The organism is Ignavibacteriota bacterium, assembly GCA_016218045.1.
Taxonomy (GTDB): domain Bacteria; phylum Bacteroidota; class Ignavibacteria; order SZUA-365; family SZUA-365; genus JACRFB01.
The window spans coordinates 47,725-61,404 of the sequence record JACRFB010000016.1; the positions used below are offsets into that span (position 1 = coordinate 47,725).

The following is a 13,680-nucleotide window of genomic DNA, read 5'->3' on the forward strand; positions in this document are numbered from 1 at the left end:
AGTGTCGCTGTTAGAAGCCGCGTCCGAACTGGAAGTGGAAATGCCAGCCGTCCGGTTGTCCATCCTTCGGCTCCACGTCGTCGAATCCGTATCCGTAGTCGAATCCGATGAGGCCGACGCCCTGAATGAGCAGGCGCGCGCCGATGCCGGCGCTGCGTTTCAGATCGAAGGGATAGATCGAGCGGTCGTTTTTCCATACGTTGCCCGCCTCCGCAAAGGCGAGAACATAGACGGGCATCGGATTGATCGTCAGTGCAAAGCGCAGCTCGGCGACGTACCGCGCAAACACGGTGCCGTTCACAACCTGGCCGTTCTCGCGCGGACCGATGCTGCGGTCCTCGTAGCCGCGAAGCGGCTTGGTCTGGACCTGCAGACCATTGCCGCCCATGAAGTAATACTCTATCGGCGGGATGTATGAATCAGCTTCGAAACCCTTGATGAAACCGATTTCCGCACCGGTGTACAGCGTCATGCGGTTCATGTCTCCCAGCTTCATCAGCGGCGTGAACCAGTCCATCGACAACTCGTGCTTGTGGTAATCGACGGATCCGGGCAGCGGACCGCCGCTCAACTCGGTGGTGAGCGCGATTCGTGAGCCCTGGCTCGGGAAAATCGGACTGTCGAGACTGTTACGCGAGAGAACCTGCGTGAGACTCACCTGCGAATAGTTGCCGGTGCGGTAGTAACTGCCGCCGTCAAGCACGCTGAGCTGCTGGAAGCGCAGGAACCAGTCCGCGCGCACGAAATCGTCCGGCCACGACAAACGACGTCCGAGGTTCAGCGAGGCGCCGGTATTGCGCAGATCGAAATAGTACTGCTGGCGCTGATCGTAGACGGAGAAGCCGACGGAAGTGGGCGTGTCGAAAAGCCACGGCTCGGTAAATGAGAGGGAGAAGATCCGGAAGCGCGACGCTTCGCCGAATTGCCACTCGAAATTCAGAATCTGACCCGCGCCGCCTGAAAACGGTTCGCTGATGTTGAAATTGTTGAACGTCAACCCCAGCGCGCCCGTTGCACCAAAGGTGCCGCTGTATCCGACCGAGGCGTTGAATGTATCGCTGGAACGCTCCTCGATGTTGTACAGGATGTCGACCGTGGAATCACTCGCCATCTGTGGCTCGGGACGAATGGTCTCGGGATTAAAATAATTCAGCGTGGCAAGCTCGCGGATGCTGCGGATGATGGCGGATCTGCTGAAGTAGTCGCTGGGCCATGTATACAGGACGCGACGGATGATGCGATCCTGTGTTTTGTTGTTGCCCTTCACGGTCACGTGGCCGATCTTGAACTTGTTGCTCTCCGTCACCGTTATCACAACGTCGATGCTGTCGTCCGCCACGCGTATGCGCTCGTCCTGCGCGTAGAACCGCAGGAAACCGTTGTCGAGATACAGCGAGGCGACGTCGGTCTGGTCCTTGTTGCCGCGCAGATTCTCATCGAATTTCACCGCGTTGAAAATGCTGCCGGGCCGCAGGTCGAGCCGCGCCGTAAGCACGGAGTCCTCGTACTTGGTGTTGCCCTTCCAGATGATGTTCCGCACGTAGGAGGGCTTGCCCTCTTCGACGGTGATCTTGATGTACATCTCCTCGCGCGAATCGTTGTAGGTGAGGTCCACCTTGCGGATCTCGGCGTCAAGATACCCGTGCTCGCGGTACAGCGAGAGTATCGCGGTGCTGTCCTTCACGAATTTCTTTCTGTCGAAATTTGCGCTGGACCAGAATTTCCACCACGTCTTCTCGGAAGTCTCGTCCATCGCCCCTTTCAGATCACCTTCCTCAAAGTGGTTGTTGCCTTCGAAGGTGATCGAGGCGACTTCGACCTCGGGCCCCTCGTCGATGAGCACTGTGAGCACGGCGCGGCCCGCGGCCGCGGTGTCGGGCTCAGTCACGAAGGTCACACGTGCAAGCATGTAGCCCTTCTCTTCGTAGGAGGTGAGCAAGCGCTTGCGAATGGCATCGAAGGAATGCGGACGAAGAAACTGACCTTTCATGAGCCCGACTTTTCCGAGCACGGTTTCCGTGTCGAACTCCTTGTTGCCCTGCACGTCGACGCGTTCGAGCCGTTCATATTCACGCACCTGTATCGTCAGAAACACGCCGTCAGGCATCTCCCGGTCGATGAGGATGTTGATGTCGCTGAAAACGTTCATGGCCCAGAGCTGCGATATCGCCTTCTGCGTCTGGTCGCCGGGCACCAGGATTTCCTGACCCTGGCGCAAACCCGCGCGAAGGATGATCGTCGAGGCGTCGGTGGATGTGTTGCCCTCCACCGAAACACCGAGGACTTTGTACGGCTTCTGGCCGGGGGTTGACTGTGCCGCGGCGGTTACGCTCAACACGAGCAGCAACAGCACCGCGCCGATAGCGCGCTTAAACTCTCGTGACTGCATTCACTCGTTCTTCTTGTACCGTCGCTCGCGCCGGTGTGTTCGACAATTGTTCACTTACCAGTCCAAAGCGCCGTTCCCGTTTCTGAAACGAGAGAACCGCTTCGTACAACTCCGTCCGTCGAAACTGCGGCCAGTACACGGGACTGATAAAAAACTCTGTATATGCCAACTCCCAAAGAAGGAAATTGCTCAGGCGCATCTCTCCGCTCGTGCGGATGAGAAGGTCCGGATCCGGTATGCCCGCGGTCGAAAGAAAGGAGGCCACGAGCTGTTCGTCGATGTCCTCCGGCGAGATCTTTCCGCTACGTGATTCGATCGCAATGCGCCGGATTGCGCGCACGACGTCCCAGCGGCCGCTGTAACTCAATGCCAGATTCAGGGTCAGCCCGGGATTGTCTTTTGTGCGCTGCACGGCGTCCTGCAACTCACGCTGCGCCTCCTTCGGCAACTGTGTGAGATCGCCGATCGTGGTAAGCCGGATCTGGTTCTTGTGCAGATCGTTTATCTCCTGCCGCAGCGACGTGACAAGCAGGCTCATCAAAGTCGATACCTCGTCCTTCGGACGCCGCCAATTCTCGGTTGAGAAGGCGTAGAGCGTCAGGTATTTCACGCCGAGTTCGCCGCAGACGGTGACGATTTCACGCACCGAACGGACACCCTCGCGGTGTCCGATCGCCCGCGGCATACCCTTCGATTTTGCCCAACGGCCGTTGCCGTCCATGATGATCGCAATGTGCTGCGGAATCGGCCCGGACTCCTTGAGTGCCTCGGGCGAGACTTCTGCCGCCTTTGCGGATCGCTTATATGCCACCTTTACCTCGCAACAAGAAAAAACATCATGGTAAAGTATTGGGTTGCGGTGAAAAAACCAAGAAAATACGGGGTAAAAGCGCGGTCATGACCGCAAGCGGCATGCGCGGATCGAGCGCCTAACGTATCAGCGATCGACGCGCAGCGTCAACAATTGCGATAAACGACGAGGCGGTCAGGCTCGCTCCGCCGATGAGTCCACCGTCGACATCGGGCTGGGAGAGCAGCTCGAACGCGTTGTCCGGTTTCATGCTTCCGCCGTACTGAAGAATTATTCCCGCGGCCGTTTCGTGGCCGTAGACCCGCGAAAGTACCGAACGAAGAAACGCGTGTACGTCCTGCGCTTGTCCGGGGGTGGCGTTGCGTCCGGTCCCGATTGCCCACACGGGCTCATACGCCACGATACATCGTGCGGCGTCATCGGGTGATACCTCGGAAAAGGCGCCGAGCAGTTGTCTTTCGACAATCGATTCCGTAATGCCGCGGTCGCGTTCGTCGAGTGTTTCGCCGATGCAGATGATCGGGGTGAGACCGACCTCGAGTGCTTTCCGGACTCGTCTGTTCACGGTCGTTTCGGTCTCGCCAAAGTACTGGCGGCGCTCCGAGTGTCCGAGTATGACGTGGGTGCAGCCGACGGCAACCAGCATGGATCCGCTCACCTCGCCGGTGTAGGCGCCGTCGTTCTCGAAGTGCATGTTCTGGGCCCCGAGGAAAATGCCGGTATTCTCGAGAAGCTGCGCCGCGGCGGCGAGCACCGGGAAAGGAGGGCAGAGCACCGCCTGCACACCGGGCTCGGTGGCAAGTGAATCGACGAGTTCACGCACCAGCATCGCTCCGCCAAACACGTCCTTGTTCATTTTCCAGTTTCCGGCGATGATTTTGCCTCTCATTGCTCTTGCTCGTGCTCCTGTGTGAATGGATCCCGGTGATTGCGTGGCAATATACACACGCATATGAGGATTGTCAGGTCAATACTTCGAACACAACAGCGACGCCTTGGCCGACTCCCACACACATGGTTGCGAGACCGTATGGTGACCGCGACTTTGGGCCTGAGGTGCCGCGCATTTCATGCAGCAGCGTTGTGGCTATGCGGGCGCCGCTGCAGCCGAGCGGATGCCCGAGGGCAATCGCGCCTCCGTTTGGATTCACCCGTGCGGGGTCTAGCCCAAGCGCGCTGATGACGGCAAGCGCCTGTACGGCGAAGGCCTCGTTTAATTCCACGATGGCGATATCATCGACGACGAGCCCGGCGCGCCGCAAGGCGAGCTGCGATGCGTCGATGGGCCCGAGACCCATGACACGGGGATCAACTCCGGCCGTCCCCGACGAGACGAAGCGCGCCATCGGTCTGAGTCCCGCCTCGCGCGCTGCACGCGCGCTCATCATCAGCAGGGCCGCCGCACCGTCGTTCAACGATGAGGAATTACCCGCCGTCACAGTGCCGCCCTTTCGGAATGCCGGCGGCAGGGTTGCCAGTTTCTCGAGGGATGTGTCGGCGCGCGGCTGTTCATCTCTCGCCACAACAAGCGAGGACTTTTTCTTCTCGATCGTGACGGGAATTATTTCGCCGTCGAAAATGCCCTCCTCGCGGGCCCGCACGGCGCGCGCGTGGCTCTCGAGTGCAAAAGCGTCCTGATCCTCGCGGGTAATCCCGGTGCGCTCGTGTATGTTCTCGGCGGTTTCTCCCATCGCTTCGAGCGGATAGAGGGCCGCGAGTTTCGGATTGGGAAAGCGCCAGCCGAGGGCGGTGTCGTAGGCTGTCAGGTTGCCGAAGGGAAGCGTGTCGGACGTGTTCTTCGGAATCGCGTAGGGCGCCCGTGACATGCTCTCAACTCCGCCTGCAATAATGCAGTCCGCTTCACCGCAACGAATTTGGTATGCGGCCAACGCGATTGCCGAGAGGCTCGACGCGCAGAGACGGTTCACAGTGAGTCCGGGCACCGTGTCAGGCAGGCCGGCAAGCAGCGAGGCCATGCGGGCGACATTGCGGTTGTCTTCCCCGGCCTGGTTTGCGCATCCGAGTATGACCTCGTCGACACGTGCCGGATCGACCGCGTGCCGTTCGATCAGGGAACGCAGAACAACCGCCGCCAGGTCGTCGGGCCTGACGTCCTTCAACGCGCCGCCGTACCGCCCTATCGGCGTGCGTAATGCATCCACAATGACGGGGATGCGGTCGGGATCTTCGAGGAAGAAGCTCATGAATGGCTCGCTCCGTGTGTGAAGAAAAAAAGAGGGGGAGGTCTGCTGACCGCCCCCCGAGGCTGTGTGCTGAGTGGACAGGGACGGAATTGAACCGCCGACACATGGATTTTCAGTCCATTGCTCTACCAACTGAGCTACCTGTCCGTGGTAGGAAAACGCAATATAGGACGGAATCGCCGAATATGTCAAGTGTGCCCAGGAACTGCACGGATCGGGCCTGCCGGCGTGCGCTGAATCGAGAGGTGCATTTTCTCGTCCGGACCCAGCGGAGAGTTCGGTCTTTCCGTGTGCTGGTGTATATTTCCGTTCAGTTGAATTGTCTTTCTCCTATGCAGATCGTTGCAGAAAATAGAATCGGACGTCGCATCCTGCGGCATATCCGCGCGCTGGCGCATCCGCGCTTCGTCGGCACGGCGGGAGAACTGCGGGCGCAAAACTACATCCGCGCGGTGTTGCGGAACGAGATGTACCACGTGATGGACCACCCCTTCACGTCCTCGTTCTTTCCTCTCGACGTCCTCCCCCGCATCATCATTGCGTCGGTGATCATCGTTCTGATCCTCGGATATTTTGCCCTCGACGCGGCGCCTGCATTCAGCGTCGAGTCCGGCGTTTTTGTTCTGCTGACCTTGCTGCTTTCCACACGGTGGGGCAGGGTGACCGAGTGGATGTACCGCTTCAGGAAATTCGGCACGCTGCGCTCGAAGAATATCGTCGCGATTCATCCGGCGCAGAACAGCCGCATGAATATCGTCTTCACGGCGCATTATGATTCGAAGAGCCAGACGTGGAGCGGCCCGCAGCGAACCGCCATGTTCGGGGCTCTCGCCATCCTCTCCGTCGTCAGCGCTCTTGCCCTCATCGCTGCGGCCTTTCTGCCTATCCCCGGAGAAATCGCGCTGGTCGCTCTTGTTCCTGCCGCGCTCGTGTTCCTTGCACTCGGAGCAACCGCGACAACAAACGCGTCCCCGGGCGCCTACGACAACGCCTCCGGCGTCGCGGTTCTGCTGGAACTTGCACATTCCTTTGCGGGCGAACATCCGAACGCCAATCTGGTGTTCATCGCCACCGGCGCCGCGGAGGCCGGATTGTGCGGCGCGGTCGCGATGATGCAGAACGAGAGTTTCAGGGAGCAATTTCCTCCCGAGGAAACCATCGTTATCAATCTCGATGGTATTGGATCACGAGGGCCTCTCCGCGTCACCGACAGGTACGGGATTCCACCCGTCAAGACCGGACCGCTCCTCTCCAATCTCGCGGTCGAAATCGCGGGGCGCTTCGGTATAGATGTGCGTCGCAATTGGCTGCCCGCGGGAGCGTCGCTGGACCACGTCCCCTTCGCCGGGCATGGGTACCAGGCAATCACTCTCAGCACGTCCGGCTGGAATCTTGCCTACAGGGCCGTGCATACTGCGCGTGACGTGGCCGATAACCTCGATCTTTCGAGTCTCGAACAGTGTTACGCCGTGTGCCAGGAGATCGTCGAATCGATCCCGTACATCGAACGCCCCGTCGACTGAGCGGTCTGAACCTCCCGCTTCCGCTGGGCGCTGAATCGCGGGCACGCACGCTCCCCGCCGCTCGCTCCGTTTTTTATCCACGAACCATGGACTGCATCATGAAAAAACACCATGTCATCCGATTATCTCTTCTGGCGCTGGCCTGTCTCTCGCTGTCCTGTGCGCAGCTCAAGGGGCTAAAGGACGCGCTGACGAATCTGCAGCGCTGTTCGTTCAAGCTCGACAGTGTCAACGGTTTCGAGCTGATGGGTGTCGGCCTTTCCAGTAAAAAATCGGTGTCCGACTTCTCCGTGCGCGACGGTGCCAAACTCGTGTCGGGTTTCGCGAAGGGGAGTTTCCCCGCGTCGTTTACTCTGAACGTGGCGGCAATCAATCCGAATGACGGCCAGGGTGGACGCTCGCAGGCCTCCGCCACACTCACGAGTTTTGCATGGACGATGCTCATCGACAACACCATCACTATCAGCGGCGACATCACGGAACCGATAACGATTCCAGGCACGGGCCAGCAGAGCATCATTCCCCTGAAGATGAATCTGGATCTGGCGCAGTTTTTCCGTGACAACGGCTACGATCATGTTGTGAACCTCGCGCTTGCGCTTGGCGGCGTGAACGGATCACCGTCGCGCATCACGCTCAAGGCCAAGCCGCGGCTGCATACCGACTTTGGCGATATCATGTACCCGGGCGAAATCAGCATTATCGACAAGGAATTTCGCGGACAGTAACAACGCACCATTTCCAGCGGAACAGATGCCATCCGAAACACAACGAGCGCCCGCAAGGCGCTCGTTGTCTGTGTGCCGAAAAGGGAAAAAGTTTAGCGGCGGACTTCGGTCAGATTCGGATTCACCAAGCGGCGCGCTCCCACATACGTGCGCTGATAATACCCCTGGTCGATCGGAGAAATGATGACGCCGTGCCTCGTGCTTGCATGTGCAAAGAGGTTTTCTCCGATATATATCCCCACGTGAGAGACAGGGCCCCTGCGGCGGCGAGTCTTGAAGAATACCAGATCTCCGATTTTGAGATCGTCCTTTTTGATTTTTGAACCGGTCCCGAACTGTTCGTTCGAGCTGCGCGGCAGCCGCATTCCGAAGGCGCGCGAATAGACGGTGCCAACAAATGCCGAGCAGTCCAGTCCGCTCACGGCGTTCATCCCGCCGTAGCGGTAGGGATTGCCGAGCAGGTTCACGATCTCCTTCATCATTTCGATGCGGTTGACCGCCGGATTTGCCTCGTTGGCGTCCAGCATCGGTTCGTTGTGCCGCACGATCTTCTGGACTATTGCCTCTTCCGCCGACGGTTCTTCCGCGGCGAACTCGAGGCTTGCGTCGAGATCGTCGTCGAGCTCTTCGCGGTCAAGACCGATGACGTCGGCCTCTTGGACCGGCGCGATGTGTCTGTTCACGACAGTACGCTGTGACATGTCGTTCTCGCTCGGCTCTGCATTCAACTGCGCATGCTCCTTCAGGAGAGAGTATGCACCCACCTGTGTGGGATCGAGGAGATCGGCTGTCGATCGGGTCGCCACCGGAAGTTGATCCGGCGCGAAAGTCATGGACGATGTGCGAAAACGGGGGAGCGGCTCAAGGGAAGCACAGCCCTGAATGCCGATCAGGAGACTGGCTAGTAGAAGAGGTGCGATGAAAAGGGGGCGCAAATCTCTCATCTGGTGTTCCTTCACTTCTCCGGTGAAGGAACGCCTGGAAGGCCGGCGGCCGGTTTCTTCTCGGTGGATTCAACGCGGGAGCATGTGAGTACCTGAAGCAAGCCCGGGATGGACATCCCACAGGCGCTCAGTGCTGCTGGGTTGGATTCGAGGAGAAGGTGTGTACCGATACGCGATAGTACAGCTTCCAAACGTTCCACAACAATCCCGACTCTTCGCTTCCGTTGGAACATTTCCTGTGCAGGTGCGCAGGATAAAAGGTGCAGAAGGCGAAACTGCGAGCGGGGGTGATCTTTGCCCGTGACGTGGGCTCTATCTGAACTCCGATGGTGGAGGTGATGGGGTACCGGAACCGAGCAGACGATTCGCTCGGTACCAACTCTAAAACTACCTGATACAAAAATCAGATGCAACCGCATGAGTCGAAAAAAATGGCACGGGCAACGCGTTGCGCGGGAGTGCGGAGATAGGTATTTTTCAAGTGAAAAGTGATAAAAAACAAAGATTTTCCGCTTTTCTCCCCCCTTTTGCCCATCCTTCCGGATCCCTCTCATGCCTCTGAAGAACATCGTCTTTATCGTGCTGCTGCTCGCGGCAGCCGGAATCTTCTCCTTCACTTTGCGGCGTGTTATCCGGACCCTGCAGCTCGGAAAACCCGAAAACCGTTTCGATCAATGGGACAAACGGATCTCTAATGTCCTAGAAATCGCGATTGGGCAGACAAAGATCCTACGGGACAGGATCGCGGGTCCTGTTCATGCCGGGATCTTCTGGGGTTTTATGGTTCTGCTCGCGGCCGTTGCCGAGTCGATCGGCGAAGGTATCATACCCGGTTTCAGTCTGTCCTTCCTCGGCCCGGTGTATGATCTGCTTGCGCTTGGCGGCGATCTGATGGGTTTTGTGGTTCTGCTCGCCGTTCTCGTCGCGTTGTTCCGCCGGCACGTTTCCGGTCCGGCACGTGTCCGTGCCGTCGATCCGAAAGCACAGCTCGACGCAACGCTCATACTTACCGCTATCGCGTGTATCATGATTTCGATGTTTTTCCAGAACGCCGCACGCATCGCATTGGGTGAAGGCGGCGCGTACGCGTCGCACTGGCGCCCGCTGAGTCTTGCTTTGGCCGGGATATTCTCGGCTGGCAGCGGCACCGAACTCGTCTTCGAGATCGCGTGGTGGATCCATATCGTGCTTGTGCTCGGGTTCCTCAACGCGCTTCCGTACACGAAACACTTCCATGTGCTGACCTCGGTACCCAACACGTATTTCAGCAACCGGGGTATTCGGATCGAGGGTGACGGAGCCCTGAAGCCGGTGAACCTGGAGGACGAAACCGCGGAAAAATTCGGGGCCTCGGACATAGAGGATCTAACCTGGAAACAACTCTTCGACAGTTACACATGCACCGAATGCGGCCGCTGCACCGCCGTCTGCCCCGCCAATCTCACCGGCAAACCGCTCTCGCCGAAAAAAATCATTACCGACACACGTGCGCGGCTTCAGGAAAAGGCCCCGCTGCTCCTGGCCGGCGAGGCCGAGTCCGCCGAAACCGCAAAGCCCCTCCTCCATTCCTACATCACGGCCGAAGAGTTATGGGCCTGCACCACCTGCCGCGCCTGCGTGCAGGAATGTCCGGTCATGATCGAGCATGTGGATGAAATCGTGGAACTGCGCCGCAATCTCGTCCTGACCGAAGGGGCCTTCCCCGATGAGCTCCAATTGTTGTACAAGAATCTGGAGAACAACTTCGCACCCTGGCAGTTCAGCCCCGACGACCGTGCGAAGTGGGCCGAGGGCCTCAACATCCCGCAATTGTCGGAGCTCGGTAGCGCCGAAGGAATCGACTACCTGTTCTGGGTCGGCTGTGCCGGCTCCTTCGACGCCCGTTACAAGCGTGTCAGCGTGGCCTTTGCACGCATCATGCAACATGCGGGACTGCGCTTCGCCATTCTGGGAACAGAAGAGAAGTGCAACGGCGACTCCGCGCGCCGCACTGGCAATGAGTACCTTGCCCAGATGCTGATGCAGGACAACATCTCTACATTGAACGGATATGGCGTCAAACGGATCGTGACCGCCTGCCCGCACTGTTTCCATTCCCTGCAGAACGAGTTCCCGCAGTTCGGCGGTGCGTATGAGGTGATCCATCACACGCAGCTCATCAAGGAACTGGTTGAACAGGGTGTGCTTGGACTGACCGAGCCCTTGCCCGGTACTGCAACCGTGCACGATAGCTGCTACCTTGGCCGGTACAACGATGTCTACGACGAACCGCGGCTTTCCCTGGCAAATGTGCCCGGACTCCGCATGGTCGAAATGGAACGCAGCCGCGACCGCGGCCTGTGCTGCGGTGCGGGCGGAGGCCGCATGTTTATGGAGGAGACCATCGGCAAGCGTGTCAACATCGAACGAACCGAGGAAGCTCTTGCCACAGGAGCCGACACCATCGCCTCCGCGTGCCCGTTCTGCATGACAATGCTCACCGACGGTGTCAAGGAAAAAGGCCGCGCCGAGGATGTGCAGGTCAAGGATATCGCAGAGATCGTCTACGAAGCAATGAGGAAGTAACCGTAGCCACGCGGAGGTGTGTGCACCTCCGCGCCACTGCGGCCGTGCCCGTCCATGCGCTCCATTCTTCCCACACCGTTCCATCGGCTCTCCGCCCTGTCGCGCGAGTTCGGGATCGAATTGTGGTGCAAACGTGACGACCTCACGGGCTTCGCGCTCGGCGGGAACAAGACACGCAAGCTCGACATGTTGATCGAGGATGCGCTGAAACGCGGCGCAACCGATCTGATCGCCGTCGGCGGCGTACAGTCGAATTTCTGCCGACTCGCGGCGGCGTACGCCGCTGCGGAAGGAGTCGCGGCACATCTTGTCCTCGGCGGGACGCGGTTGCACTCGCGTGTAGGGGGTAATCTGCTGCTCGACGAATTTTTCGGAGCGCGGATCACACGGGTCGATTCGGACGATTGGTTGTTATGGGAACGCGCCGCCGTGGAAAAGGAAGCAGGGCTCATTGCTGAAGGCCGTACGCCGTACAGGATGCCCGTCGGCGGCTCGACGCCGATCGGCGCCAAGGGATATGTGGCTGGTTTCCTGGAAATCCTCAAAGATGCCGAGGCCGCCTCGATCGAAATAGGTGCGATTGTTCATGCAACATCATCCGCGGGCACACATGCGGGACTGCTTGTGGGGCGCGCGTTGAGTGGATGGGACGGACGGATCATCGCGATGGCAGTCGCTAAATCGGAGGAACAGCTCCGCAATGAGGCGGCGGCGCTCGCTGGCACTCTGGCCGACTCGCTCGGCGTCGATATCGATCCCGCCGGATTGCTCGTGGATGCCGGGTCGCTTGGGCCGGGCTACGGTGTACCAACCGCCGAAGCACAGGAAGCGCAGCTGCTGTTCGCCTTGCGCGAAGGGATACTACTCGATGACGTCTACACGGCGAAGGCCGCCGCGGGACTGCTCCGTCTCTGCAGGGAAGGGCGCCTGCCGAAGGATCGTGCCGTGGTGTTCCTGCACACGGGAGGTGTGCCGCAGATGTTTTCGGTCCTGCCTGTCTGATTCTGTAAGGCGGTCGGCCGTCGGCGGATCAGAAAGCCAACATCAATGTGCCCGCACTCAACAGACCTAGCGCCGCTTGCAGAATGAGGGTGCGGGCCGGGATGGCGCGGCCGCGCCGCATCCCGTGGACAATCCCGATCGGTGTCCAATACGCCCAGCCGCACGCGTCAGCCATGATACCCCGCGCGAAATCGCCGCGTCGGTCCCACGGCCGTGGTGCGTTTACGGTTTCTGAGAAGACGTAGTACAGGAAATCGAGTCCGAACGTCCACCAGATGATGTTGAAGCCTAGCGCCGTTGCCCATCCTGCGTGCTGCAACAGCAACAGGGTGAAAACGATCTGCATACCGAGCTGGCATACCCGGTACACCTTCAACGCGCGGGACGATGTGCGCGTGCTGTTATATCCCACATAATCAATGCCGGCGTAGAGAAAGCATGCGATACCAAGAAGTATCCACGGCGATGTCACGCGGACCATGCCTCTGCTGCGAATGGACGATGTGACGCTGCCTCCGCGAGGCGTTTACAGATACGACTTCTTGATCTCGAGTTCCTGATTCAGGCGGTCGATGTCGTTGGCGCTCACCACTTCAGCATTGGAGATGATGTTCACCTGCTGCACGGCAACAACAGTGGTCGGGACCTGTTCCGGTGGGATTTCACGTTGTGTATTTCTCGCGGTTGCCGGACGACCGGAGCCGTCGAGTGTTTCCTTTGCGGAAGCAATCTCATCGCGCAGGCGAAGGATCGCGAGTTCTTTCTTTTCTGCGAGCTGCCTGTGTAGGCGCTTTGCGGCCGCGACGCGGTCTTCAAGACGCCTGCGAATTGACTCCGCCTTCTCACGGCTGCTACGTGAGTGTGCCAGACCCTGGAATTCGCGCATCACCACTTCATACTGCTGCTGCACGCGGGCGAGTTCCAGTCGCGTGTGCCAGTAATTCTCCGGATCCGACGCGAGGAGAAAATAATACGGGACGGAAATGCGGAAGTCGGTCGGAGTGCCGTCGAGCATTGCGTAGCCCGACGGGAACCGCGATTTCAGCGCCGCGCGTAATGCCTCTTCATCGAATGCTTCGTCGCCCGATCCGACCGATACCTCGGCGTACACGACGTCGCCTTCGGCGGTGACATACAGCGAGAGTTCGGCCACGCCTTCGAAATCGTTTTCACGATGGACAGCGGGGTAATCCGGTTTCACCAATTGCGGAGGCAGCGGCGATGTAAAGTGTAACGTGGCGCCCTGAGGAGGAAGCGAGAACTCCTGCGGGATCGAGCCGCGTTTCTTTACGCCGTCCGTCTGTCCGTAACAGAGGGCGGATATGAGGAGAAAGACTGCTGCGGTGGTGAGGACACGCGTCATCTATCTGGCCTGACTCGTATGTGGAAAGTTTGGTGGGCGGAGCAAAAAGAAAAATTAACCGCCAACTCATCCTCCATGCAAGAGCCAATTTTTCACACCGTGCAAATGGTAGCGCTTCCATCCGAAATAGGCAGATTTTACAACAATCGTG

Annotated in this window: 11 protein-coding genes and 1 tRNA gene; 4 read left to right on the forward strand and 8 right to left on the reverse strand. The window is 59.0% G+C overall.

Annotation, left to right across the window (positions count from 1 at the left end; translation table 11 throughout):
• Positions 1 to 10 precede the first annotated feature (10 nt).
• The 5 genes from bamA to HY962_05735 form a co-directional block, all read right to left on the reverse strand.
• Positions 11 to 2,389, reverse strand: coding sequence for an outer membrane protein assembly factor BamA (bamA, locus tag HY962_05715; protein ID MBI5646410.1), 2,379 nt, complete (start codon positions 2,387 to 2,389; stop codon positions 11 to 13).
• Positions 2,370 to 3,200, reverse strand: a complete 831-nt coding sequence (locus HY962_05720; protein MBI5646411.1) for an isoprenyl transferase — start codon at positions 3,198 to 3,200, stop codon at positions 2,370 to 2,372. The genes bamA and HY962_05720 overlap by 20 nt, the downstream gene beginning before the upstream one ends.
• A gap of 118 nt (positions 3,201 to 3,318) precedes the next feature.
• A complete protein-coding gene (locus tag HY962_05725) occupies positions 3,319 to 4,089 on the reverse strand; it encodes a triose-phosphate isomerase (GenBank protein MBI5646412.1) in 771 nt (256 codons plus the stop codon).
• A gap of 73 nt (positions 4,090 to 4,162) precedes the next feature.
• On the reverse strand, positions 4,163 to 5,404 hold the full coding sequence (locus HY962_05730) for a thiolase family protein (protein MBI5646413.1): 1,242 nt from the start codon (positions 5,402 to 5,404) through the stop codon (positions 4,163 to 4,165).
• A gap of 74 nt (positions 5,405 to 5,478) precedes the next feature.
• A tRNA-Phe gene (locus tag HY962_05735) sits at positions 5,479 to 5,551 on the reverse strand.
• Positions 5,552 to 5,736: 185 nt separating this feature from the next.
• Here HY962_05735 and HY962_05740 point away from each other — a divergent pair.
• Entirely contained in the window at positions 5,737 to 6,927 is a 1,191-nt protein-coding gene (locus HY962_05740) for a M28 family peptidase (GenBank protein ID MBI5646414.1), read from the forward strand.
• Between the two features lie 98 nt (positions 6,928 to 7,025).
• Positions 7,026 to 7,655, forward strand: a complete 630-nt coding sequence (locus HY962_05745; protein MBI5646415.1) for a hypothetical protein — start codon at positions 7,026 to 7,028, stop codon at positions 7,653 to 7,655.
• Between the two features lie 92 nt (positions 7,656 to 7,747).
• Here the strand turns inward: HY962_05745 and HY962_05750 are convergent, their stop codons facing one another.
• Positions 7,748 to 8,488, reverse strand: coding sequence for a C40 family peptidase (locus HY962_05750; protein ID MBI5646416.1), 741 nt, complete (start codon positions 8,486 to 8,488; stop codon positions 7,748 to 7,750).
• A 663-nt stretch (positions 8,489 to 9,151) separates the two neighbouring features.
• Between HY962_05750 and HY962_05755 the strand changes: the two genes are divergently transcribed.
• The gene (locus HY962_05755) at positions 9,152 to 11,164 is read left to right on the forward strand and encodes a (Fe-S)-binding protein (GenBank protein MBI5646417.1); all 2,013 of its coding nucleotides are present in this window, start codon (positions 9,152 to 9,154) and stop codon (positions 11,162 to 11,164) included.
• Positions 11,165 to 11,218: 54 nt separating this feature from the next.
• Positions 11,219 to 12,166, forward strand: coding sequence for a pyridoxal-phosphate dependent enzyme (locus HY962_05760; protein ID MBI5646418.1), 948 nt, complete (start codon positions 11,219 to 11,221; stop codon positions 12,164 to 12,166).
• Between the two features lie 28 nt (positions 12,167 to 12,194).
• On the opposite strand, the gene HY962_05765 is transcribed toward HY962_05760, so the two are convergent.
• Both HY962_05765 and HY962_05770 read right to left on the reverse strand, forming a co-directional pair.
• Positions 12,195 to 12,647: a hypothetical protein gene (locus HY962_05765; protein MBI5646419.1), complete on the reverse strand. Its 453-nt coding sequence runs from the start codon at positions 12,645 to 12,647 to the stop codon at positions 12,195 to 12,197.
• Positions 12,648 to 12,692: 45 nt separating this feature from the next.
• A complete protein-coding gene (locus HY962_05770) occupies positions 12,693 to 13,529 on the reverse strand; it encodes a TonB family protein (protein MBI5646420.1) in 837 nt (278 codons plus the stop codon).
• Positions 13,530 to 13,680 lie beyond the last annotated feature (151 nt).

Bases quoted from the DNA above. Each gene is read 5' to 3' on its own strand.
- HY962_05760 (MBI5646418.1), top strand. From the start codon at position 11,219: ATGCGCTCCATTCTTCCCACACCGTTCCATCGGCTCTCCGCCCTGTCG.
- bamA (MBI5646410.1), bottom strand. From the start codon at position 2,389: ATGCAGTCACGAGAGTTTAAGCGCGCTATCGGCGCGGTGCTGTTGCTG.
- HY962_05765 (MBI5646419.1), bottom strand. From the start codon at position 12,647: ATGGTCCGCGTGACATCGCCGTGGATACTTCTTGGTATCGCATGCTTT.
- HY962_05745 (MBI5646415.1), top strand. From the start codon at position 7,026: ATGAAAAAACACCATGTCATCCGATTATCTCTTCTGGCGCTGGCCTGT.
- HY962_05755 (MBI5646417.1), top strand. From the start codon at position 9,152: ATGCCTCTGAAGAACATCGTCTTTATCGTGCTGCTGCTCGCGGCAGCC.
- HY962_05730 (MBI5646413.1), bottom strand. From the start codon at position 5,404: ATGAGCTTCTTCCTCGAAGATCCCGACCGCATCCCCGTCATTGTGGAT.
- HY962_05725 (MBI5646412.1), bottom strand. From the start codon at position 4,089: ATGAGAGGCAAAATCATCGCCGGAAACTGGAAAATGAACAAGGACGTG.
- HY962_05750 (MBI5646416.1), bottom strand. From the start codon at position 8,488: ATGACTTTCGCGCCGGATCAACTTCCGGTGGCGACCCGATCGACAGCC.
- HY962_05740 (MBI5646414.1), top strand. From the start codon at position 5,737: ATGCAGATCGTTGCAGAAAATAGAATCGGACGTCGCATCCTGCGGCAT.
- HY962_05770 (MBI5646420.1), bottom strand. From the start codon at position 13,529: ATGACGCGTGTCCTCACCACCGCAGCAGTCTTTCTCCTCATATCCGCC.